Source organism: Pseudomonas sp. TE3899 (assembly GCF_056279105.1).
In genome coordinates, this window is the sequence record NZ_JBWBQR010000001.1 from 564,947 (window position 1) to 588,799 (window position 23,853).

Annotated in this window: 14 protein-coding genes and 1 pseudogene; 9 read left to right on the forward strand and 6 right to left on the reverse strand. The window is 60.9% G+C overall.

All coding sequences use genetic code 11. The features are described 5' to 3' along the window. The first annotated feature begins 144 nt into the window (after positions 1 to 144). Together ACZ89E_RS02535 and ACZ89E_RS02540 are read left to right on the forward strand one after the other, a co-directional pair. On the forward strand, positions 145 to 3,087 hold the full coding sequence (locus tag ACZ89E_RS02535; RefSeq protein ID WP_476254770.1) for an autotransporter outer membrane beta-barrel domain-containing protein: 2,943 nt from the start codon (positions 145 to 147) through the stop codon (positions 3,085 to 3,087). 79 nt (positions 3,088 to 3,166) lie between these two features. Continuing rightward, positions 3,167 to 6,769: an ATP-binding protein gene (locus tag ACZ89E_RS02540; protein WP_476254771.1), complete on the forward strand. Its 3,603-nt coding sequence runs from the start codon at positions 3,167 to 3,169 to the stop codon at positions 6,767 to 6,769. A gap of 183 nt (positions 6,770 to 6,952) precedes the next feature. On the opposite strand, the gene ACZ89E_RS02545 is transcribed toward ACZ89E_RS02540, so the two are convergent. Next, the gene (locus tag ACZ89E_RS02545; protein ID WP_149661847.1) at positions 6,953 to 7,576 is read right to left on the reverse strand and encodes a response regulator transcription factor; all 624 of its coding nucleotides are present in this window, start codon (positions 7,574 to 7,576) and stop codon (positions 6,953 to 6,955) included. 310 nt (positions 7,577 to 7,886) lie between these two features. On the opposite strand from ACZ89E_RS02545, the gene ACZ89E_RS02550 reads away from it, so the two are divergent. The 6 genes and pseudogenes from ACZ89E_RS02550 (at position 7,887) to ACZ89E_RS02575 (ending at position 13,616) form a co-directional block, all read left to right on the forward strand. Continuing rightward, on the forward strand, positions 7,887 to 8,474 hold the full coding sequence (locus tag ACZ89E_RS02550; RefSeq protein WP_149661848.1) for a fimbrial protein: 588 nt from the start codon (positions 7,887 to 7,889) through the stop codon (positions 8,472 to 8,474). A gap of 231 nt (positions 8,475 to 8,705) precedes the next feature. After that, on the forward strand, positions 8,706 to 9,446 hold the full coding sequence (locus ACZ89E_RS02555) for a fimbrial biogenesis chaperone (protein ID WP_149661849.1): 741 nt from the start codon (positions 8,706 to 8,708) through the stop codon (positions 9,444 to 9,446). A gap of 96 nt (positions 9,447 to 9,542) precedes the next feature. Then, positions 9,543 to 10,961, forward strand: a pseudogene (locus ACZ89E_RS02560) (fimbria/pilus outer membrane usher protein); the annotation flags it as partial. A gap of 121 nt (positions 10,962 to 11,082) precedes the next feature. Continuing rightward, positions 11,083 to 12,096, forward strand: coding sequence for a fimbria/pilus outer membrane usher protein (locus ACZ89E_RS02565; RefSeq protein ID WP_476254772.1), 1,014 nt, complete (start codon positions 11,083 to 11,085; stop codon positions 12,094 to 12,096). A gap of 20 nt (positions 12,097 to 12,116) precedes the next feature. Continuing rightward, positions 12,117 to 12,872, forward strand: a complete 756-nt coding sequence (locus ACZ89E_RS02570; RefSeq protein ID WP_463257958.1) for an EAL domain-containing protein — start codon at positions 12,117 to 12,119, stop codon at positions 12,870 to 12,872. A gap of 156 nt (positions 12,873 to 13,028) precedes the next feature. Next, a complete protein-coding gene (locus ACZ89E_RS02575) occupies positions 13,029 to 13,616 on the forward strand; it encodes a fimbrial protein (protein ID WP_149661851.1) in 588 nt (195 codons plus the stop codon). Positions 13,617 to 13,668: 52 nt separating this feature from the next. Here the strand turns inward: ACZ89E_RS02575 and ACZ89E_RS02580 are convergent, their stop codons facing one another. From ACZ89E_RS02580 to ACZ89E_RS02595, 4 genes are all read right to left on the reverse strand, one after another. Continuing rightward, the gene (locus tag ACZ89E_RS02580; RefSeq protein ID WP_149661852.1) at positions 13,669 to 15,861 is read right to left on the reverse strand and encodes an autotransporter outer membrane beta-barrel domain-containing protein; all 2,193 of its coding nucleotides are present in this window, start codon (positions 15,859 to 15,861) and stop codon (positions 13,669 to 13,671) included. Between the two features lie 104 nt (positions 15,862 to 15,965). Further along, a complete protein-coding gene (locus tag ACZ89E_RS02585) occupies positions 15,966 to 19,529 on the reverse strand; it encodes an ATP-binding protein (protein ID WP_476254773.1) in 3,564 nt (1,187 codons plus the stop codon). A 3-nt stretch (positions 19,530 to 19,532) separates the two neighbouring features. After that, a complete protein-coding gene (locus tag ACZ89E_RS02590) occupies positions 19,533 to 20,156 on the reverse strand; it encodes a response regulator transcription factor (protein ID WP_149661853.1) in 624 nt (207 codons plus the stop codon). A 346-nt stretch (positions 20,157 to 20,502) separates the two neighbouring features. After that, positions 20,503 to 21,297 carry an SDR family NAD(P)-dependent oxidoreductase gene (locus tag ACZ89E_RS02595; protein WP_476254774.1) on the reverse strand — a complete coding sequence of 265 codons (795 nt, stop codon included), beginning with the start codon at positions 21,295 to 21,297 and terminating at the stop codon, positions 20,503 to 20,505. Between the two features lie 191 nt (positions 21,298 to 21,488). Between ACZ89E_RS02595 and ACZ89E_RS02600 the strand changes: the two genes are divergently transcribed. Beyond that, positions 21,489 to 22,619, forward strand: coding sequence for an MFS transporter (locus ACZ89E_RS02600; protein ID WP_476254775.1), 1,131 nt, complete (start codon positions 21,489 to 21,491; stop codon positions 22,617 to 22,619). A gap of 55 nt (positions 22,620 to 22,674) precedes the next feature. Here the strand turns inward: ACZ89E_RS02600 and ampC are convergent, their stop codons facing one another. Then, the gene (ampC, locus tag ACZ89E_RS02605) at positions 22,675 to 23,844 is read right to left on the reverse strand and encodes a class C beta-lactamase (RefSeq protein ID WP_476254776.1); all 1,170 of its coding nucleotides are present in this window, start codon (positions 23,842 to 23,844) and stop codon (positions 22,675 to 22,677) included. Between the last annotated feature and the right edge of the window lie 9 nt (positions 23,845 to 23,853).

Sequence of the window (23,853 nt, forward strand, 5' to 3'; positions counted from 1 at the left end):
AATGGGATGACATTGATTAACGGACTGGTCCTACGTTGTGCATTAAGTCACCGGTTGAAGATTGATGAGCACTAAGTGCTGCGCCCATTGCTTGCGCGCCACGCACTTTTCCTGCATCCCAACTCAACTCACAAGGACGACTCCGTGCGCCGCCTCCTATCCAAACCCCACGCCCTGGCTGCAGGCATTTCCCTCGCCTGCCTGGCTTTCGGCGAAGCCAACGCCGCCTCCATCGAATTGGGAGGCGGCGATCAACTCTCCCTGAAAAAACTCAACGTCAGCACCAGTGGCGACAATGAACCGGTGTTGCTGGTCGACGGCGCGGCGGCCAGCGCCAAAATCAGCGACAGCACGTTCAGCACCAGCGGTCGCGGCAGCAGTGCCGCACAGGTGCTGGCCGGTGAAGCGATCCTGAGCAACGTGACGGTCACCACCACTGGCGCCAACGCTTCGGCCCTGGCGGCCAATGGCGTCGACAGCCTGATCAGCGTAAGCACCGGCACCGTCCAGACTCAGGGCGACAATGCCCACGGCGCCACCCTCGGCAGCGGCGCAAAACTGGCGCTGGATTCGGTCGACGTCATCACCCAGGGCGCCGGCGCTCGTGGGGTAAATGCCACCGGGACCAGCACCCTCGGCCTGGTGCTCAGCACGATTGCCACCCAGGGCCGCGCCGCTGATGGGTTGTATTTGCGGGGCACCAGTGATCAGCAACGGGCCAGTGCCACACTGGTCGATAGCCTGATCCAGACCACCGGTGACAGCGCGAAGGGCATCAACGCCAATCGTGATTCCCAGGTCGACTTGCAACGAACCCGCATCAACACCGCCGGGCAGGTCGCCCATGGCCTCTGGGCCGCCAGCGCCACCAGCCAGGTACTGGCCCAGGATGTTCACATCACCACAAGGGGCATCAGCGCCATCGGTGCCTTCGCCCAAAGCGGTGCGACGATCGACCTGCAGAAAGCCACGGTCGAAACCTTCGGCGACAATGCCCACGGTCTCTACGCCGACAATGGTTCGACGCTGACCGGCACCGACATCGACATTCACACCCACGGCATGAGCGCCGGGGTGTTTGCCGTGGGCAGTGGCGCACGGATCAACCTCAACAATGCCCTGATCAATATCGACGGCAGTGGCATGGGCATCGTCAGTTACGGCCCGGGCCATGTCCTGGCCCAGGGCCTGACTCTCAATGCCGACGGTGAAGGGGCTCGCGGCTTGTTGCTGCAAGACGGCGGCAGCATGAGCCTGGCGGATGCACTGGTGCACGTGCGGGGCGAGGACAGCGCGGCGGTTCGTTCGCTATCCCGCACCGGGCAGATCAACGTCTTGCATGTGCAAGACTCGGACATCAGCGCGCAGCACGCGGCGTTCGATATCTCCGGTGGCTTGCGCCTGGAACTGCTCAACAGCAGTGTCGCCGGTGAGCAGGTGTTGCGCACCAGCGTCCGTGAGTTGGCCGACGGCAGCCTGGTCGATAACCAGCACGTCTCGGTCGCAGCAGTCGGCTCGACCCTGCAGGGCGATATCCTGGTGGAAGGCCAGGACGTCGGCGTGATGTTGAAAGAGCAATCCGCATTGCGCGGTTCGATCAGCGGTCTGCAACAGTTGGAGCTGGACAACAGCCTGTGGCTCATGACCGCCGATTCCAACGTCGGGACGCTGGATCAACAAAACGGCCACGTGGTGTTTGATCCATCGCTGTCCGGCACGTTCAAGACCCTGACCGTCAACGAAGACCTGACAGGTTCCGGCCGCTTTGACATGCGCACCGACCTGGCGACGCTGCAGGGCGATCTGCTGCGGGTCAACGGGCAAATTTCCGGCCGCCACACCCTGCTTATCGAAGACTCCGGCCACAGCCCGAGCGGTCCCGGCCAGCAACTGCGGGTGGTGGATGGCAATGGCGGCAGCGGCACGTTCGGTCTGTATGGCGAGCACGTCGATGCCGGTGCGTTTCGCTACACCCTCAACCAGCAGGGCGACGATTGGTTTCTGAGCAACAGCTCGGTGATTCAGCCTCCCGTCGATCCTGAATCGCCAAGTGACCCGGTTGACCCGAAAACGCCGACTGATCCGCTCATTCCCCCGGTCGATCCGGAAAAACCAACCGATCCGATCACACCGCCGATCACCCCTCCGGTCACTGTTGATCCAGGCCCCGCCAACCTGTCCAAAGGCGCCAACGCCGCCATCTCCGCACAAACCGCTGGCGCCACGCTGTGGAGCGCGCAGATGAACGCGCTGGTCAAGCGCCTGGGCGAGTTGCGCATGGGCAAGGATGAGGGCGGGATCTGGACCCGGGCCATCGGTCGACGCTTCGAGGTGGCCGAAGGCTCCAGTCGCGCCTTCACGCAAAACGTCACCGGCATGGAAGTCGGTGTCGACAAGGCCTTTGCGTTGGGCGCCGGCAAGTTGTACGTCGGTGGCGTGGTGGGCGGCGCGCACTCGACCATGAGCTTCGGCGAAGGCGCTTCCGGCAACGTCGATAGCCGGATGATCGGGACCTACGCCACTTACCTGCACGATAGCGGCGTGTATGTCGACACGGTGGCCAAGTACAGCCGTTTCGATAACGAAATCAAAACCCCGACCAACCTCGGGAACCCGGTGAAAGGGGCCTACACCAGCCACGGCGTAGGGATGGACGTTGAGATCGGCCGCCACATTGCGCTCGAAAAGGGCTGGTTCGTCGAGCCGCAAATCGAGGTCACGGCGACCCATACGACCGGCGGCGACTACACCGCCTCTAATGGTTTGCGCGTCGATGCCGATGACATGAACTCATTGCAAAGTCGTGTCGGCTCATTGTTCGGCCGGCGCATGACCCTCGGCAACGGGATTGAGGTGCAGCCCTACGCCAAGGCGTCGTGGATCACTGAACACGCAGGTGCCAGCACGGTGAAGGTCAACGGCACGCGGCTCAAGGCCGAGGTGCCGGGGGATCGTCTGGAGCTGGGTTTCGGCGGCATTGTGCAGGTCAGCGAGCGGAGCAAGATCGCCCTCGACGCCGAATTCGCCAAGGGCCATGACATCAAGCAACCGTGGGGGTTGACCCTGGGTTATCGCTACCTCTGGTAAGCCACAGGCAGTGATCCGGCATCCAGGATGCCGGATCACTGCCGGACCCCGCTGTCTGTAGAGTTAGGGATAACGTTTTTTGACCGATTTTTTACGCCACGTCCTCGTCACCCGTTGGTTGTTACTGACGTGGCTATTGCTCAGCGTTTGTGCGATGGCCCAGCCTGCGCAATTGCAACTGTTGGTGCACACCCCGGTCATCGCGCCAGTGGTCGAATTCGCCCCGGCCACCCGTGCGTGGCTGCGTCAGCATCCGCTGCTGCGGGTGGGTATCTGGGGCGATTCGTTTGCGCCGTTCGACATCGGTTTTGAAGCCGACAAATTCGAAGGCGTGGCGGCGGACTACCTCGGTGTCTTGCGCAATACCCTGGGCGTGGCCGACGTGCAGATTTACCGCTATCACAGCCGCCAGGAGGCCGAGCAGGCCCTGGTCACCGGTACGGTGCACATGCTGGGGCTCTACACCCGTCACGGCATTCGTCGCGAAGATATCCTGACCTCCAAACCTTATCTGCTGGACCGCGCGGTGATCGTCAAGGGCACCGGCGATACCGCGCAGGCGCTGGATCGGTTGAAGGGGCAGCGGTTGGCGTTTGCCAATGATCAAGACCTGTACCATCGCTTGAAAACCCAATACCCGGAGGCGCTGCTGGTGCCCGTGCAATCGGCGCTCAGTGCCTTGTCGGCGGTGGTGCATGGCCAGGTCGATGCGTTCTGGAGCGATGCGGCCTCGGCGGATTACCTGATCAAGAATGCGTTTTACAACGGTGCCTATATCGCCGGTGATGCGGTGGTGCCGGACTTCAATATCACCTTCGCCGTCGGCGCCGCCAATCCGCAACTGCTGCTGGCGATCAATCAGACCCTGGACGCCATTCCCCTGGCCGGACGCCTGCGCATCACTTCTCGCTGGGACCTGGCCATCCGCTATGCGCAAATGCCGTCGATGCTCGACCTCACGCAGGAAGAACAGCGCTGGATTGCCCGGCATCCAACGCTGAAGGTAGCGGTCAGCGGCAGTTATGCGCCGATGACGTTCTATGATCAGCACGACGTACATCGCGGGTTGACCGCAGACATTGTGCAACGCATCGCCCAGCGCACGGGTTTGCAATTCGTGATGGTGCGCACCAACAACATCATCGACATGGTCGAGCGCCTGCGCGAGGGTTCGGTCGACTTGATTGGTGCCCTGGGCGTGGCGCAGGAATGGACCCCCAGCCTGCGCTTCAGTCGCCCGTATGCGGTGAATCCGCTGGTGTTGATCAGCCGTGTCGACGCCACGGGTTTGAACGAAATCAGTGCCTTCAATGGCCGTTCCATCGCCGTCGCCGCCAGCAGTACGCTGATTCCGTGGTTCCGCCAGCACTATCCGCGCATCGCTCTGGTCGAGGTCAACAGCACCGTGCGCGGCATGGAAATGCTCATGGAGGGCGAGGTCGATGGCGCCATCAACACCCAGATGGGCGCCGATTATTTCATCAAGAACTTCTACCCCAACCACCTGGCCGTCCGCGCTTCCGTGGGGCCGGACATGGCCCGTATCGGCCTGGCGGCGCGGGAAGATCAGGCGATCCTGATCAACATCATCAACAAGGCGTTGCTCGATATCGCCCCCGAAGACCTGCAACAGATGACCGAGCGCTGGCGCAGCCACTTCACCCCGCCCGTGGCCAGTTCCTGGGTCAACTACCGGGACTTTGTCTACAAGGCGACGGGCATCGCGGTGCTGTGCGGAGTGCTGTTCCTGGCCTGGAACCGTTACCTGCGCCGCCAGATCAACCAGCGTCATGCCGCCGAACGCAAACTCAAGGATCAACTGGAGTTCACCCGGACCTTGATCGACGGATCACCGGTGGCGTTATACGTGCGCGATCACGAAGGGCGGTTGTTGCAATGCAATCAGTCCTACCTGGATTTTTTGCAGACCGAGCGCCACATCGTCGTCGGCAAAAGACTGTGCGAAACCCCGCTGATGACGCCGCACTTCAACGAGCGCTACCAGCAGTTCTACGAACGCACCTTGCTCGACGGTGAGCCGACGTTCGCCGACATGGAAGTGCAAGTCTGTGGCCAGGCGTACCGCATCTATCACTGGACCTTGCCGTTCCGTAACGCCGATGGGCAGGTGATCGGGATCATTGGTGGCTGGATCGACCTCACCGAGCGTGAGCAGATACTCCAGGAACTGCGCCAAGCCAAGGACACCGCCGATTCGGCGAACCGTTCCAAGTCGGTGTTCCTGGCCAGCATGAGCCATGAAATCCGCACGCCGATGAACGCCATTATCGGCCTGCTGGAATTGCTCCAGCGCCGGGGCGGCGATGCCCGGCAGGTGCGCGAGGCAGTGGACGTCGCCCACGAGTCGGCCCAGGCACTGTTGTCGCTGATCGGTGACATTCTCGACCTGTCAAAAATCGAGTCCGGGGCGATGAAGCCGTCGCCGCGCCCAACCGATTTGCCGAAGTTGATGCACTCGGTGTTCAAGCTATTCGAAACCAGCGCCCACAATAAGGGGCTGGGAATCGACCTGGTGCTGGAGGTGCGTCACCACCACGTGCTGATCGATGCGTTGCTGCTCAAGCAGATCGTCTCCAACCTGTTGAGTAACGCAATCAAGTTCACCGATCAGGGCAGCATTGAAATCGCCGTGTTTGATGGTGCGCAGGGGCCGGCGGACGGGGTAGGGCACTTCATGATCCAGGTGACCGACACCGGCCATGGCTTGTCACCGGCCCAGCAACTGGCGATTTTCGAACCGTTTATCCAGACCAGTCGCGGCAGCGCCACCCAGGGCGGCACCGGCCTGGGCTTGAGCATCTGTCGACGTCTGGCGGAGTTGCTGGGCGGCGAGTTGCAGGTGGAAAGCGAGCTGGAGGCGGGTTCGACGTTCAGCCTGGTGTTCAACGCCCCGTTGTGTGAGGAGCATCAAGCGCCGGAGCCGGCTCCCGTGGCGCCAATGCTGGGGCGTTCACTGCACGTGCTGGTGGTGGACGATCACGCCGCCAACCGCTTGCTGTTGTGCCAGCAACTGGAGTTTGCCGGGCATCGCGCCGAGTCCGCCGAAGACGGTGAGCGCGCATTATCCCTGTGCAGGCACGCCGATCCGGCGTTCGATCTGGTCATCACCGATTGCAACATGCCGAACATGGATGGCTTTGCCTTTACCCAGGGCCTGCGCAGTTGGGAGCGCGAGCAGCAGCGGCTGGCGTGCCCGGTGTTCGGCCTGACCGCCAATGCCCAGACCGAAGTGGTCAAGCAGTGCTTGCAGGCGGGCATGAATGACTGCCTGTTCAAGCCGTTGACCCTGGACCACTTGCTCAATCGTATCCAGTTGGCCTTTCCTGACCGGACCCTGCCGTATTCCGCCGAAGCACTGGCCAAGGTCAATGGCCTGGGGGCAGAAGCCCACGCAACCTTTATCGCGCAGGTGGTACGCAGCAACCAGGAGGACCGGATGCTGCTCGATGCGCTGATTGCCGAGGGTGATCTACCGGAACTGGCGCGCCTGGCGCACAAGATCAAGGGCGCGGCGAAGATCATCGATGCCCATGATGTGGTGGATGACTGTCGGCGTTTGCAGGCGTTTGCCGAACAGCGCCAGGAAGAGAATTGCCTGGTGCAGGTGCATCACCTGAAGGCGAACCTGCTGCAGTTGGAAGAGGCGTTGTTGGGAGGGTAAAAGGGTAGGCGCAAAGCTTGCTCGCGATGGCGTCCTTGAAATCGCCACCCAACCTGTAGGAGCGAGGCTTGCCCGCGAAGGCGTCCGCGAGATCGCCATCGCGAGCAAGCTTTGCTCCTACGAGCGATGGCGTATGTGAGATCGCCTTTGCGGGCAAGCCTCGCTCGGGGTCGGCGGTGGGATTCAGACCAACCCATGCCGCTTGGCGAATTCCGCCAGTTCGACAATGCTGTCGATCCGCAGTTTTTCCTGAAGACGGGTCTTGTAGGTGCTGACGGTTTTATTGCTGATGTGCAGCGACTCGGCGATCTTGATATTGGTCAGGCCCGCCGCGAGGCAGCGCAACACGTTCATCTCCCGAGGCGAGAGCTTTTTCACCGCGTCGTCCTCGTCGGTCTTGAAGTCCTCTTCGCGCACCGAGTCGATGGTGTCGGCCTTGAACCAGGTGTAACCGTCCTTGATCGCCAGGCACGCGTTCAGCAGTTCACCCATGGTGCCTTCCTTGCTCACATACCCCGACGCGCCGTCTTGCAGGCAGCGCTGGGGCAGGCGTGAGTTTTTCGCCCCGGTGAAGATCAGGATCCGTGGCTTGGGATTGAAGCTGGACAGGCGCTTCATGACACTCAAACCATCCAGTTGTGGAATGTCGACGTCGAGTATCACCAGGTCCGGTTTCAACTTGCGCACCCCATCGATAGCGAGAATGCCGGTGGTGGCATCGCCCACAACTTCGAAGCCTTGTCCATGAAGCAGATTGGTAACCGCCAGGGTAACGATTTGATGGTCGTCAACGACTAAGACTTTCATTGTTTCTCTCAGCGGGTGGGAAAAATAAGTGTAAAAGAAGTGTGAAGAGGTAAAGTGCCATCATTCTCGATGTGAATTCGGATCAATACAAGGGTAAATGATGCGGCTTATTAAAAATAGTGGGCATTAAGTGGGTGCGCTGATAATGATTTATATCAGTGCAATCATTGTTTGTAGTCTCGGTCCTACAGCAATGTAAGTTCTAATCTGACGCATGTTATGGACCGGTCCTACAATAATTTCCCGTCCTACGAATTAATCTAGTTTTACCTGCCAACGCAGGACAATTAATTCGAACGGATAACGCATCATGAAAAAACTTTCCTTTATTGCCCTGGCCATTGCTGCTGCCGCTGCCATGTCCTCCACTGCCAACGCTGCAAGCGGCACCCTGCAGTTCACCGGTAACCTGACTGCCGCCAGTTGCACCGTGACCCCGGGTGGCGACGCCAGCGCCGGTGCCGGCAGCAACATCGTTGTCGACATGGGCAGCGTTTCGTTCAGCGACCTGGAAACCGCTGCGCCAGGCAAAGGTTCGGTAGGCGTTGCTGTCACCGACCTGAGCTTCGACATCGGCTGTACCGGCGTGGGCGCCTACGACACCGTAGTCCTGAACTTCGACCCGCAAGCCGGTTCGGGCCGTGACACTGCCGATGCCCGTCTGTTGGCCCTGGCTCCAGGTGGCGCAGCCGGTGCTGCGATCGCCGTGGTTGATGGCAACCGCAACATCATCGACATGTCCAAGGACCCGGAAGTCCGTGCCGCCCTGACCGTTGACGCGGGCACCGGTGCAGGCACCGCCCAGATTAACCTGGCAGCTGCTTACCTGCGTACCACTGGCGCTCAAACGCCAGGCGCTGCAAACGGCAGCCTGCCGTTCGTGCTGACTTACGAGTAAGTGATGTGACCACTACCGAATGCGACGTTTTTTAACATGCGTTCGGTAGTGTTTTATTTTTGTCTGTTGTTACTTTTTTTAGTGTACGGGTTGGCGCATGTGTCGCTGTTGTCTGATATCGGTCGCGTCGTCAATGAAGTGTGTTTGAGATGGTTCGGTTTTAAGGGTTGAGAGTGGTTGTGCACTCGCAGGTCCAGATATTCAAAATGCCTTAATGACGTTGAGGGTTGTATGTTCAAGTGCACATTTAAAGCGCTGTTCTGCTTGTTGCCATTCGTGGTTCTTTCCAATGCCCAGGCGGGTATTTCCCTGGGCGCCACGCGGATCATTTTTGAGGCGAAGAACAAGGAAGAAAACATCACGGTTCGCAACGAAAGTGAAAAACCGATCCTGTTGCAATCCTGGCTGGACAACGGCAAGGAAGGCGACGGGGCAGTACCGTTTGCCGTGACACCACCCCTGACCAAAATGGCCGCCAACGGCCAACAACTGCTGCGGGTTCTGTACAAAGGGGCGGGTTTGCCCCAGGACCGTGAGTCGGTGGTGTGGCTCAGCGTGCAGGAAATCCCTGCCAGCGTCGAAGGCAAGAACACCCTGCAAATCGCCGTGCGCCAGAAGATCAAGGTGTTCTACCGCCCGGCCAATCTGACGGGCGAAGCCAAGGACGCTGCCGGTTCTCTGCAATGGCAGCTGGAAGACGGCGGCAAGCGCCTGAGCGTTCACAACCCGAGCGCCTACCACGTGTCGATGGTGCAACTGCTCGGCGAGATGCCCGCCTTCAGCAACCTGGTGGCCGAGCGCTTCATGGTGGCCCCCGGCGAACGCAAGACCTTCGAGGTCAACAACGGCGGGTTCAAGGTCGGCGCCGAGTTCAGCTTCCGCAGCATCAATGACTGGGGCGGCCAGGAGACCTATCGCACCAAACTGCAAGCCGCTTCCAGCAGCACCGCCACCCGGGTCGACGCTCAGTAACCGTTCGCCTTCGCTCCTCTTAAAGCCGCCCGGACGTTTCCAGCAAACGTCCGTTGGCCGGGCTTTGCCTCGAAAAAATGAATCCAGGTTTTTGTCATGCGTACACGCCATCACCGCCACAGCCCCCTCTCACAGCGTTTTGACCAACCGTCGCGGCTGTCACGCTTGAGCCTGGCGGTAGCCCTGGGCCTGTCCGTGCAAGGTTTGGCTGAGGCAGCCGATGACTCGGGCCCGGTGACCTTCAACACGTCATTCATTCAAGGCCTGGGCCAGCCCGCCGACCTCAAGCAATTCATCGACGGCAACAGCGTATTGCCAGGTACTTACCGCGTGGACATTTACGTCAATCGCAGCTTGAGCGGGCGCCAGGACATGACATTCACGCAGCAGGACGATGGTGACGTAACGCCGTGCCTGACCCTGACCTTGCTGCGCCAGTTCGGCGTGGACATCGACAGCCTGGTCACCGCCGGCACCCTGAGCAAGGACGCCGACACCGACAGTTGCATCGACATCAAGGCGCTGATCCCGCAGTTCAGCAGTGAGTACCAGGCCAACCTGCTGCGCCTGTATCTGAGCATCCCCCAGGCGATGATGAGCCGCTCGGCCCGGGGTTACGTCGACCCATCGTTGTGGGACGAAGGTGTCACGGCAGCCTTCATGGACTACAGCGTCAACGGCAACCGGCGCAAAAACGATTTTGCGACTACCGACAGTCTGAACGCCAACCTGCGTAATGGCCTGAACCTCGGGCCGTGGCGGTTGCGCAACGAGTCGAGCTATTCCAAAAGTACCGACAGCCCTGGCTTGTTCAACAGCAACCGCACCTACGCCCAACGCGATATCACCTCGTTGCGCAGCCAGTTGACGGTCGGCCAGACCTATTCCGATTCTGAGATTTTCGACAGCGTGCGCTACAAGGGCGTGCAGTTGGGCTCCGACCTGGCGATGCTGCCGGACAGCGAGCGCGGTTATGCGCCGGTGATCCGTGGCGTGGCCAACAGCAACGCCACGGTGGAAGTGAAGCAGAACGGTTTCAGCCTCTACACCACCACCGTATCGGCGGGGCCGTTCGAGCTGACGGACATTTACCCGAGCGGCTCCAACGGTGACCTGGAAATCAGCATTACCGAAGCCGATGGTGAGGTGCGTACGTTCACCCAGTCGTTTGCCTCGCTGCCGATCCTGGTGCGACGCGGCAGCTTTCGCTACAACCTCGACCTGGGGCAATTCGACGACCTGAACGGCGAAGGCGATTCGCCGATGTTCGGCACCGGCAACCTGGTCTACGGCTTGACCGATAACGTCACCACGTTCGGCGGCGTGATGTTGAGCGATGGCTTCAGCGCGACCAACGCCGGGGCCGGTTTCAACACCCCGGCAGGGGCGATTTCGGTGGATGCCACCCAGTCCAGCAGCACGACCCGCCAAGGCAAAAACACCGGCCAGAGTTTGCGCTTTCTCTACAGCAAGACCCTGAACCTGACCGGCACCACGTTCACCCTGGCCGGTTATCGCTATTCCACTGAAGGTTATCGGACTTTCAGCGAGCACGTTGACGATGAAAACCGCGATCCGGGGCAACCAGCCCGAGGCCGGGCCCAAGTCGCGCTTCAACCTCACGGCCAACCAGGTCATGGGTCAAGGCTTTGGTTCGTTGTACCTGTCCGCCAGCGATCAGACCTATTGGAATCTGCCGGGCCAGACCCGCTCGTTGCAGGCCGGCTATTCCAACTATTGGGGCAAGGCGAACTATTCGTTCGACGTCACTCATACCCGCTACGCCGATAGCCAGAGCGCCTATTCCGGCCAGGGTGGGGCCCGCAGTCGGGATACCCAGGCGACCTTCAGCGTCTCCTTTCCCCTGGGCGATGAAGGCCGTGCGCCTCGGGCCAGTTTCAGTTCGGCCCATGACAGCACCGGCACCAACTCCAATGCCAACGTCAGTGGTTACCTTGCGGGACGCAATGACATGACCTTCTCCGTGGGTGGCAATCGGAGCGTCACCGGCGAGTACAGCGGCGATGGCCAAATCAATGCCAAGACCCCTTACGCCAACGTCGGCGCTGGCTACAGCCAGGGTCGCGCTTACAAGTCGGCCAACCTGAGTGCCCGGGGCTCCGTGGTCGCCCATGCTGGCGGAGTCAATTTCGGCCAGCCGGTGGGGGAGACCTTCACCCTGGCTGAAGTCGAGAACACACCGGGCGTGCAGGTCGGGCGTTACGCCGGGGTCAAGACCGCGGCCAACGGCTACGCGGTCATTCCCAACTCGCAACCGTACCGCGGCAACTTCGTCAGCCTCAACACCCAGGACCTGGGCGCCGATATCGAACTGGAAAGCACCAGCCAGCAGGTGATTCCACGTCGCGGTGCGATCACCAAGGCTACGTTCAAGGCCAAGAGCGGCCTGCGCCTGGAAGCGACCTTCCAGTACCTCAAAGGCAAGATTCCGTTTGGCGCGGTGGTCGAGGACGAAGAAGGGCAGCAACTGGCGGTGGTCGATCCACGCCAAACGGCGCTGGTCCTGGTGGAAAAGACCGAGGGCAAGTTGCAGGTCAAATGGGCTGATCAAAGCTGCTGGGCGCAGTACGTGATGAGCGAAAAAGTCCCGGGCGAGAACTACCAGAGTAAAACCCTGACCTGTCAGTAATTGTGCAAGGAAGCCTGTTCATGAACATCAATCGATTGCTTCCTGCCACTGACCTGTTGAAACACGTCTCGCCCCTGTACCAGCCCATCATTAATGTGCCCCAGCGTCGCGTCGTCGGGTTTGAAGCGCTGACGTGTTGCGTGCATCCACGCTGGCAGGGTGTCCCGCCCGAGGTCTTCATGCCCATGGCGCGCCGCAGCGGCGTGCTCGATGACATGACGATCAGCCTGTACGAACAGGCCGCCCGGGACCTGAAGGTACTGGAGGCGATTCATGTCGATGTGGACATCACCCAGCTGGCGGACAGGGCGATGGTGGAGCGCATTGTCCAGGCGTTCGCCCCGGCCACCACCAGCCTGTTGGGTATTACCTTTGAAATCACCGGTGAAGGCGAGATCGACGTCGATTACGCCCGGGTTCTGCAAGGGGCGGAGCGCTTGAAAGCCCTGGGCGCGCAATTGGCTCTGGAGGATTTTGGCCAGGGACACTCCAACTTCGAACGCCTGTGCGAGCTGCCGGTGGACCTGCTGAAAATCCCTCGCCAGTTGATCTACGCCATGGCCACTGAGCACAAGAGCCTGGCGTGCGTGAAGGCGACCCTGGCCCTGGCGGAGTCCTTGAGGCTGGAGACTGTGGCCGAGGGCGTCGATAACTTTTTCCAGATTCATGCGCTCAAGCAGATGGGCTGCACCACCGTGCAAGGCGTCTGGTATTCCCGGCCCCTGACCCTTGAAGCGGCTAAAGATTTCCGGCGTGAACACTTGAATCTCAGGTAGCTGTGGGATATGTCCTACCGGTGTTGCGCACTAGGTCCTACCTGCATGGCGGATCGTTCCTACCACGCAGCCCAGGGGCGGTTGGTAAATTCTGAAGGACTTGCAGGAAGCAGGTCCCCATCATTTTCACGAGCACCCTTTTCACGAGAACTGTGTATGAAAAAAACCTCCTTATTGGCCCTGGCTATCGTCGCCCATGCGGCACTGTCCAGTAGCGCTTTCGCTGCCAGCGGCACCTTGCAATTCAATGGCGAACTCAATAACGCCAGTTGCACCGTGACCCCGGGCGGTGATGCCAGTGCCGGCACCGGTAATAACATCCTGGTTGATATGGGCGACGTGTCCTTTGCCGACCTGCAAGTGGCGTCGCCGGGTGTGGGCAATGTCGGCGTGGCGGTCACGGACCTTAATTTCGACATCGGTTGCCCAAGCGGCGTCGGTGCCTTGAGCAGCGTGATCATGAGCTTCGACCCGAACAGCGGCAGTGGCCTGGATAGCATCGACGGTCGCCTGCTGGCCCTGTCGCCGGGTGGCGCCAGCGGTGCGGCGATTGCGCTGGTCAACAGCGCCAATGACATCATCGACATGTCCAGCGCGCCGAGCATTTCGGCACCGCTGGACATTGATGAAGACGGGGTAGGGACGGCGAATATCGCGTTGCGCGCGACCTACTTGCGCACTTCCGGCGCCGAAGTGCCGGGCGCCGCCAATGGCAGTCTGCCGTTTGTCCTGCGCTACGAGTAAACGCAAAAAGGTCGGGTTTTTACACCCGACCTTTTTCACCGCCGCAGCGCGATTACCAGGTGTAGCGATAACCCACGGTCACGGCCATCGGCTGTTCGATGCCGCGACCCTTGGTGTAGGTGGCCTCGGCATAGAGGTTGTGCTTGTCGGCGACGCTGATCATGACCCCGCCACCGATCTCGGCCCGGGAACCCGGCAGGCGACTGTCGAGTTTCGCGCCGCTGACCTTCACGTTGCTCTTGCCGGCATGCTCGGTGATCCAGTTCGCCTTGGCGTAAGGTTTGACGGTCATGCCGTTGTCCAGTTTCAGGTCACGACCGACCACACCGCCGATCCGGCTCTGCACGGACAACATCGCATCCTGCTCCACCGTCAAGCCGTTGCTGGCAGCGTAGCGGCTGCCGCTGATGCGGGTTACTTGCAGGCCGGCTTGCGGCTCGACGAACCAGCCTTGGCTCAGGTCAATGTGCTTGCCCACTTGCACGTCAGCCGTCACCGCGTGGTTCTTGAATTTTGCCTTGACCTTGTTGCCCAGGTTGCTGGTGATCTTGGTTTCATTGTCCAGGCGGCTATATTTCACGGTGCCGTCGACATACAGACCGCTACGGTCCAGGTAGCTGGCGTAACCGCCGAGGGTCGTGCTGTCGGTGGTGCCTTTGCTGGCCTCGCCGAACGACTGCCGGCCCTTGCCCTGGCCAAACAAAGCTCCGACGTACAGCGTGCCATCGGCGAACGACATGGCCTTGTCGGCGCCGACCTCGAAGCCGTTGATCTGCTGGTCGAAGGCGCGGCTGGCGCCGGTGTCCAGGTGTTGCTCGGCACCGTAGCCACGGGTCCACAAACCGCCCTGATCCTTGCCCGAACGCAGCTCGCCGAAATGGCCGAGGGTGGCGCTCATCTGGGCGCTGATCAGTGCGGCGCTGGCGGCGTGACTGGCGACCGCCGCGTTGGCGCCCTTACTCAGGGTTTGCGCTTGAGGGCGGTGCACAGGCTGGGCAGGTTTGGCCAGCTCGGCAGGGATCGCCGGCTTTTCCTGCGGGTTGACCGGCGTGACGGGATTGACCGGCGTTGTCGGGTCAATCGGTGTTACCGGGGTGACCGGATCGACCGGTGGGACTTTCGAGCCATCGGGATCGTTGATCGGATCGACATCCGCCGAGTTCATCAGATACCAATCTTCGCCAACGTGTTGCAGCTCATAGCGAAAGGCCCCGGCATCCACGGTCTTGCCATACAGGCTGAAGCTGCCGTGGCCGCCATTGCCGTCCACCAGCGCCAAGGCGTAGGGGTTCGCGGGGGCCTTGCCCGAGTCGGCAACCACCAGCGTGTGATTGCCGCTGATCTCGCCCTGCACCTTGATCAGGTCGCCGCGCAGATCGGCCAGGTCGGTGTTCATCATGAAGGTGCCATTGCCGCTCAACGGGCCTTTGACGAACAAGGTATGGAAGCCGCTGATGGCCGGATCGGCAAAGCTGACCTGTCCGTCGACATGGGTGTTTTCGCCCAGGATCGCATCGCCCTTGAGCTGCAAGACCCCGCCCTGGTTGATCGACGTGTTGCTGGCTTCGGCGCGATCGGCCATGGCCATGAGCCCGCCCTGGTTGACGGTGGTGTTGTGCACGGTGGTGCCGGAATCGACTTCGAACAGGCCGCCGTCGTTCACCACGGTATCGCTGGCAAACGCCGAATCGAAGACCGACATGACCCCGCCGTCATTCACGGTGGTGTCCTGCACGTGGGCATTTTCATACACCGTCATCTGGCTGTTGCTGACGCGGGTGTCCGTGGCCGAGGCTTCGTTGAACACCCACATGGAACCACCGTTGAGCTGGGTATCGCTGACCGACGCTTGTTTTGCGACGTCCAGATTGCCGTTGTTGACCGTCGTATGCTGCGCCGTGGCCGAGCCGACGACCACCATCTGACCGTTGTTCAACAGGCTGTCTTGCGCCGACGCGGAGTCATTGATTTCCAGCCAACCGTTGTTGCCGTTAACGGTCGTGCCAATCACTGAGCCCGAATCCCAGACGCGCAGGCGCCCGTTGATCACCATACTGTTGACGATAGAACCGCCCGTACCGACCTGCAGCGAACTGCCGTCGTCCATCCGGATGTTTTCCTGAAACGTGGTCAGGCATCGGCTCTGGTCGCAGTTCTCGGCAGACACCTGTTCAACGGCGCAGCCCAGCAGCAACACAGCACCCGAGAGCGATACTTTAGAAAAACGCTTATTTGATTTGGACATGGGACACCTGCCGACTGCTTGGAAAGTGCCGCAGATTCTCCGGGGCTGGCGGGTGTCGGTAACGCAGGTGTTTCCCAAGTTTTTGTCGGAAGTATCCTACAAAGTCAGCTGTTGATCGTGGCGCGGAGGCTGTCCTGCAGGCGCTTCATTTGCGTGAAAAACGCCTCCAGCAATGGGCTCAAACCCGCTGCCGGCGCGGCGTCCCGGCAGCCATGCTCAAGCTGTTCGCAAGCGCTGATCAACGGCGCGGCGTGGATGATCCGCGCGCTGCCGAGGATCTTGTGGCAGCGACGAGCGGTGGCGTCCAGATCCCCGGCGGCGTACAGCGCTTGCAGGGCATCGGCGTCTTCCTGGTTGGTGCGCAGCACGGTGCTCAGCAGTTGGCGGGTCAACGTTGCGTCGCCCGCCGTGATGTCGCTGATCCTGGATAAATCGAAGCATGGCGCACTGGCCTGACGTCCCAGTTCCGCCTCGCGCAGATAACGTTCCAGTGCATCGCGAGTGACCGGTTTGAACAGGCAATCGTTCATGCCGGCGTCCCGACAACGCTGGACTTCCTCGGGTTGTGCGTTGGCGGTCAGCCCCAGGACATGGGTGGGCGAACGGCCCTCGGCGGCTTCGATGGCGCGCAATTGGCGGGTCATTTCGTCGCCCGCCATTAGCGGCATGTTGCTGTCGGTCATCACATAATCGAAGGTGTCCCGGCCCCACAGGCGCAGACCTTCCACGCCGTTTTCGGCGCAGGTGACGCGCATGCCCAGGGCTTCGAGTTGCCGCTGCAGGACCACGCGGTTGAACTCGTGATCCTCGACGATCAGCACATGGCGCGACGGCAGGGGCGGCAGCTGTTCGGTGTCGAGCACCGGCAGCGCTTCATCGACCGCGACCAGCGGCGCGTCGAGGCTGAAGGTGAAACACGAGCCCTGTCCCGGCGTACTGGCGCACTGCAATTGGCCGCCCATCAGTTGCGACAGTTGCTGACAGATCGCCAGGCCCAGGCCGGTGCCGATCTGCAACTCGGTGTCACTGCTCTGGAACTGCGTGTAGGGCTGGAACAGCCGTTGGCGCTGTTGCTCATCCATGCCGATGCCGGTGTCGATCACCGCCAGTTGCACGTGGGCCAGTGGCCCGTCGGTGTCCAGGCTCAACTCGACGGTGACCGTCCCTTGCGGGGTGAACTTGATCGCGTTGCTCAACAGGTTCGACAGGATCTGCCGGAAGCGCAGCGAGTCCAGTTGCACCGCGCTGTCTTCGCCATGACTGACGAACTTCAACTCGACGTTTTTCTGTTGGGCGAGGCTGGCGAAACTCTGGATTACCGTGCGTGCCAGGCGTTGCAACTGGCAACTGCTGCAGCGCAGTTCAAACTTGCCCGACTCGATCTTCGACAGGTCGAGAATCTCGCCGATCAACTCCATCATGCCGCCGGCCGATTTCTGGGCGATGTCGACCAACTCAGGGTCAGGACGCCCGTTACGCATCAATTCCAGGACACCGATCAGGGCGCTCATCGGCGTGCGGATTTCGTGACTCATCACCGCCAGGAAGTGGCTCTTGCCCCGATTGGCGGCTTCGGCCTGATCCTTGGCCTGGTGCAGCGCGTGTTGCAGGTTCTGCTGTTCGGTGAGGTCGATCCAGCCGCCGATGACCCCGGTCATGGTGCCGTCGGAATCGCGGTAGGGCAGGGCCCAGTGGTAGATGTGGTAGGTCTTGTCCTTGACGGTCAGGTCGAAGTTGTCGAAGGACGGCTCGCCGCTGTCGAGGGTGGCGCGGTGGATGCGTTTGTAACTGCGGGCGGCATCGAGGTCCATGATGCTGGCCTCGATCAAGCCTTTGTTCAGTACCTGGTCGAGCTCGACCTCCATCGCCTGCAAATACGCGCGGTTGCAGGTCAGCAGCAGGCCTTGGCGGTCGCGCACGTAGATCGGGTTGGGCGTGCCGTCCACCAGCACTTTCATGAACACCAATTGGTCGTTCAAGGCTTTTTGCGCTTTCAAGCGTTCGGCGATTTGCCGGCGCAGGCCCAGGTTCCACGCCAGGATAGCGAGCAACACCACCAGCGCCCCGACAACGGCGCGGTACAACCAGTCCTTGTAAGCATTCCAGCCTGCGGGGCTTTCCTGGGGGCTCTGCCAGCGGTTGGCCAGGTCGCTGAACTCGTTGGGCGGGATGTCCAGCAGGGCTTTGTTGAGGATCGACACCAGTTCGACGTTCTGCGTGCCAGTGGCAAAACCGATCAGCGCCGGTGGCGACCCGATCACCGAATCGATTTGCAACCGGCCACGGAAAAACCGGTCGATCAGGTATGCCGCGCCCAGTTGCGGCTGGACCACGCCTTCAACCTTGCCCTCGGCGAGCAATTCGTAGGTTTCAATCGGCGTGTCGACTTCCACCCGGTGAATGTCCGGCCATTCCCGCTCCAGCCAATTGGCGGTGGCCGAACCGCGGATGATGGCCACGGACAGGCCTTTGAGCCCGACCAGCCCCGCATGCTCGGGCTGGGTGCGGGTCACCAGCACGAACGGGTTGACCACATAAGGCCGGGTAAACATCAGGTTCTGTTCTCGTTCGGCGCTGTAGGTCAGGGCGCCGATGAGGCTGACCGGGTCGCGCTGCACGCGGCTGGTCATGGCGTCGACCGAGGTGATTTTGGTCGGGCGGAACACCAGGCCGGTACGGTCGTTGATTATCTCCAGCAGATCCGCCGCCATGCCCCGCAGTTGGCCGTCGGCATTGAAGAAACTGAATGGCGAATAGAGCTCGTTGGCCAGCAGTTCGACGTCGGGATGTTCCTTGATCCATTGCTGTTCGGCGGCGGTCAGTTGCAAGCGGCTGTAACCCAGTTTCGGGTTGGTGCCGATGCCCCAGCGCCGGGCAATCACTGCACTGTCTTGGGGGGAGATCTTCGCCAGGGTGCCGTTGAGCAAGGTCATCAGTTGAGCATCCTGGCGGCGCAGGGCAAAACTGAAGCCCAGGCCTTCGGAGTCGCGCTGGATCGTCTGTTTCAGGCTCTGTTGATAGCTGCGTTCCAGCAGGTATTGCGCGGAAATCGCGTCGGTCAGCAGCGCGGTGTTGTCGCCGTAAGCCACCCGGCCCAGGCCTTGTTCAGTGGACAGCACTGATTGCACTTGTTGCTCGGGAAACAGCGTGGCCACGCGTTCCTGCTGAATCCAGTCCGGGTCGAACAGCACGGTGGTGCCGCGAGGCACTCTGTCGTTGGGCCAGTGGGTGCCGAAGCGGCTGATCAACACCGCCTGGTCATAGGCATAGGGCGCGCTGAGCACGATATCGCCGTGGTTCGGTTCGAGGTGATTGATGCGCGGCACCAGATCGACATCACCTTGTTGCAGGGCGGCCAGTGCCTGTTGCTGGGTAGGGTAGCGATTGACCTGCAAACGCACGCCCAAAGCCCGGGCCAACACATCGAGGTAATCGGCGGACAGGCCTTCGTAGTCTTTCTGGTTGGTGGTCATGTCCAGGGGGGGACGATCGGGCAGGTAGACGCCGACGTTGATCACGCTTTTCTTCGCCAGCCATTGCCGTTGCGTGACGCTGAGCGTCGGCTCTACGTGGCTGTCAGCGGAGCGGCTGAGCAGCGTCAGCGGTTCGGCAGACGCCAGCAACGACGTCAGCAGCAGCAGCACGCCCATGAGCATTCGACGGATCATGGCTCAGACCAGATGGTTGCGTTTGGCGAACTCGATCAGCTCCAGCAGCGTGGAGGTGTTGAGTTTTTGCATCAGCCGGGTTTTGTAGGTGCTGACGGTCTTGTTGCTCAGCAGCATGTCGTCGGCAATCTGCTTGTTGCTTTTGCCCAGGGCCAAGCCATGCAACACCTTGAGCTCGCGACGGGTTATCGCGCTGAGCAGTTGTGCATCGTTCTGGGCGAAATCGCTTTGCCGTACCGAAGTGAATGCGCCGATGGGAAACCAGGTCTTGCCGCTGGCGATGGCTTTGAGGGCGGTGCCGATTTCCTCCGGGTCATCGACCTTAGACAGAAACGCCGACGCCCCGGCCCGCATGCATTGCGCTGCGTAGGCCTGGCTTTTCAACCCGGTGTGCACCAGCACATGGGCCTTGTTGCCGCCGACGCGCAGCCGGTCGAGCACCGCCATGCCGTCGAGCTGCGGAATATCGAGGTCCAGGACAATGGCGTCCGGCTGGAGCTCGAAGGCTTTGCTCAGTGCGTCCACGCCGTTATCGCACTCGGCGACAATCTCATGGCCTTCACGGGTCAGAATCATCCCGAGCGCCATGCGTACTACCGCGTGATCATCGACCAGTAACACTTTCATCGGTCAGCCCTCATACCCAGATTCAGCATAGTCCCGGAGTTGAAAAACGGCTCAGAGGAGCGGATGCATGGTGAGGGCGGTAAAAAAGGGGGCGATCCTACGCGGTTTGCGTGGCGTCGCGATAGGGGCGGGCGCACAGCGATTGCGCGAAACGTTGGGGCATTTGTGCAAGTCGACTACTGGAACGGATGAACCCTGTGGCGAGGGAGTCATGCTCCCGCTCGGCTGCGCAGCAGTCGTAAAACCAGCGAATGCGGTCTATCTGAAAGACCTCGATCGCCGGTTTTTGGGGCCGCTTCGCAGCCCAGCGGGAGCAAGCTCCCTGCCCTCCACCTCACAGGGATGGTCAGGCAATGGTGTCCACGACGCCGCCGTCCACTCGCAACGCCGCGCCGGTGGTGGCCGATGCTTGCGGCGACGCCACGTAAACCACCATGTTCGCCACTTCCTCCATGTTCGCCGCCCGCTGGATGATCGACGTCGGGCGGTTGGCCATGACAAAGTCCGCCGCCACTTTTTCCATCGGCTCACCGGACTTTTGCTGCGCATCCTTGAGCATCTCTTCAAGGCCTTCGGACAACGTCGGCCCCGGTAGAACCGCATTCACCGTCACCCCCGTACCCGCCATGCGCTTGGCCAGGCCCCGGGCAATCGACAGGTTGGAAGTCTTGGTAAAGCCGTAATGAATCATGTCCGCCGGGATGTTCAACGCCGACTCCGAAGAAATGAACACCACCCGACCCCAGCCGTTCTTCGCCATGTCTTGCAGATACGCACGAGACAGCCTCACGCCGGACATCACATTCACTTCAAAGAATTTTTCCCAGACGTCATCCTCGGTTTCGAAGAAATCCTGCGGGCCGTAGATCCCGACGTTATTCACCAGGATATCCACCCGGGGCAGGGTGGCGACCATCACCCTGCAACCCTCGGCGCTACCGACATCGGCGGCAACACCTCGCACCTTGGCGGAGGGAAGCAAGTGCTTGAGCTGGGTGACAGCGGCGTCCACGGCATCCTGCTTGCGGCCATTGATCACGACCTCGGCGCCTGACTGGGCCAGACCTTTGGCGATGGCGAAACCGATGCCCTGGGTGGAACCGGTAACGAGGGCGGTTTTGTTGGATAGATCGATGTTCATGGGAATCGCGCTCTTGAAGGGGAGGTAAGAGGGAGGACTGCGAGCCTCTTAGCCTAGTTCAAGAGAAAAAACCCGGATCTGAGCCCTGCACCCACCCTGCGGGGGCTGCTTTGTTGTAAAAAAGTTTGTCAGCAGCAACGCTTAACGCCAGTCTGAGGGGCCGCTGATTTCTACCAAGGCCTCTTGCCCCCATGTCTGAAAAAACCGCCGATAAACACTCAACCCGAGCCGCATCCGTATTGGCCCTGTGTCTACCTGGCGATGTCTTGTTGTACCTGCTGTTGCCGATGCAGCCTCAGGCCTTCGGCATCAGCCTGGCCGAAGCGGGCATTTTGCTGGCGGCCAATCGCTTGGTGCGTATTTTCGGTTATCGCTATGTCATGGAGTTTTACACCCGCCTGGGTGATCGGCCGGCGTTGTTGCTGGCCACCGGGACTGCCGCGTTGTGCGCGCTGGGTTACGCGACCTTGTCGGGGTTTTGGTGGTTGTTGCTGTTGCGCCTGGGCTGGGGCTTGTCTTATGCGGCGCTGAATTTGTCCACGCAGGTGATGGCGACCGCCGAGCCCTTGGGCGCTGCGCGTCGTACCGGGCGTTCGCGGGCGGTGATTGCGGCGGGGCCGATGCTGGCGCTGCCGTTGGGGGCGTTGCTGAGTGTGGAATATGGGCCACGGTTGATTTTTTTCCTGATGTTCGCCACCTCGTTGATTGCGATGTGGCTGGCGTTGGGGTTGCCATCGGCGCCGCATCCGATGTCGGCGTCGACCCGTCGTTTCAAGCGTCCCGACAGTGTGGCGATGTGGTCGTTTATCGAAGGCCTGACCCTCGACGGGCTGTTCATCATTGGCCTCTCGCTGCTGGCGCAACACCTGCTGGAAGGCAACGCAGTGGTGGTGGCCGGGACGTTGCTGGCGTTGCGTTATGTCTCGGAATTGTTGCTCAGCCCCTTGGGCGGTATCGCAGCCCAGCGGTGGGGGGCGACGCGGATGCTGATCGTCTTCTCGTTGATGACGTCAGCGGCGTTGATCGGCTTTGGCTTCCACTGGCTGGTGGTCGGCGGGGCGTTGGTGCTGGTGTTGCGCGCGTTGCAACTGCCGTTGGTGGTGACCGTCATCGCGCAACGTCATCCGGACAGCGGGCGGGTGCGGGCGCTGGCGGGGAATGCGGTGTGGCGGGATATCGGGGCGGGCGTGGGGCCGTTGTTGGCCGGGTTTGTGTTGCCGGTGGCGCCGTCGGAATGGGTGTATACGGCAGCCGCGTTATGTCTGGCGGCCAGTGCATTGGCTTGTCTGGAGCGCAAAAAGGGTGTGCTGCCAAGACCTTGACGAAAATGGGCGACCTGAAGGGGTCGCCCATTTTTTATGCCAATGACAAGCGGGACTACTCGGTCAACGCACTCAAAATCTGGTGTGCCGCTTTGACCCGCTCCGGAATCGGGAAATTCTTGTTGGCCAGGATCACGATGCCGATGTCTTTGGCCGGCACAAACGCCACGTAGGTGCCGAAGCCACCGGTCGAACCGGTTTTGTTGAGCAGCACGCTGTTCGGCTCGGGTTGCGGCGGGTTCAGCCATTGCACTTTATGCGCCTCCATCGCCATGGGCGTCGAGTTGCCTGCCAGCAATTTGTCGAGGGTGATCGGGTAGGTGTAGCGCTCCCAGCCCAGGCCCTGGGTCATGTCGCCGACGGTGTAGTAACCGGCGTGAGTGGTGGCGATGGCTTGCTGCAACGGTTTTTCCAGTGATGCCGGTTTCAGGTTCGCCTGAACAAAGCGAATCATGTCCACCGCACTGGTTTTCACGCCATAGGCCTCGGAATCCAGCGCCCCTGGCCCGACGCGCGCAGGCTTGCCGTTCTTGTCGTAGCCTTGGGCGTAAACGCTCATCTGATCCGGCGGCACCTGCAAGAAGGTGTGGGACAGCCCGAGTTTGGGCAGCAAGATTTTTTCCATCGCCTCATCAAACGGCAGGCCCAGTTGATGAGCGGCTAAATAGCCGAACAAGCCAATGCTGGGGTTCGAATACTGGCGATGAGTACCCGCCGCATACACCGGTTTCCACTGCTTGAAATAGCCGAGCATCTTGTCCGCATGATCCGCGGCATCCGGAAACTGCAATGGCAAACCACCGGCGGTGTAGGTGCCCAGTTGCAACACGCTGACGTTGTCGAACGCACTGCCGTCCAATTCCGGCAGGACCTTGCTGGCCTTGTCCGACAGAGACAATTTACCGGTCGCCTGGGCGTAGCCGCCGAGGGTGGCGGTGAAGGTTTTGCTCACCGAGCCGATTTCGAACAGGGTGTTTTCCGTGACTGCCTTGGCGTTTTCTTTGTCGGCGACGCCGTAGTTAAAGTAATGTGGCTGGCCGTTGACGGTGACGGCCACGGCCATGCCGGGAACGCCCTGGGCTTGCATCACCGGTTTAATCGCGGCATCGACAACGCTTTGAACCTGCTGATCGGTCTGACCCTGCGCCAGGCACGGACCAGCGCTGAGCAAGGCGACGCAAGCCCCGAACACAGTCAGTTTGGTGGTGTTGATTAGGTATGTCATTGATTCTAT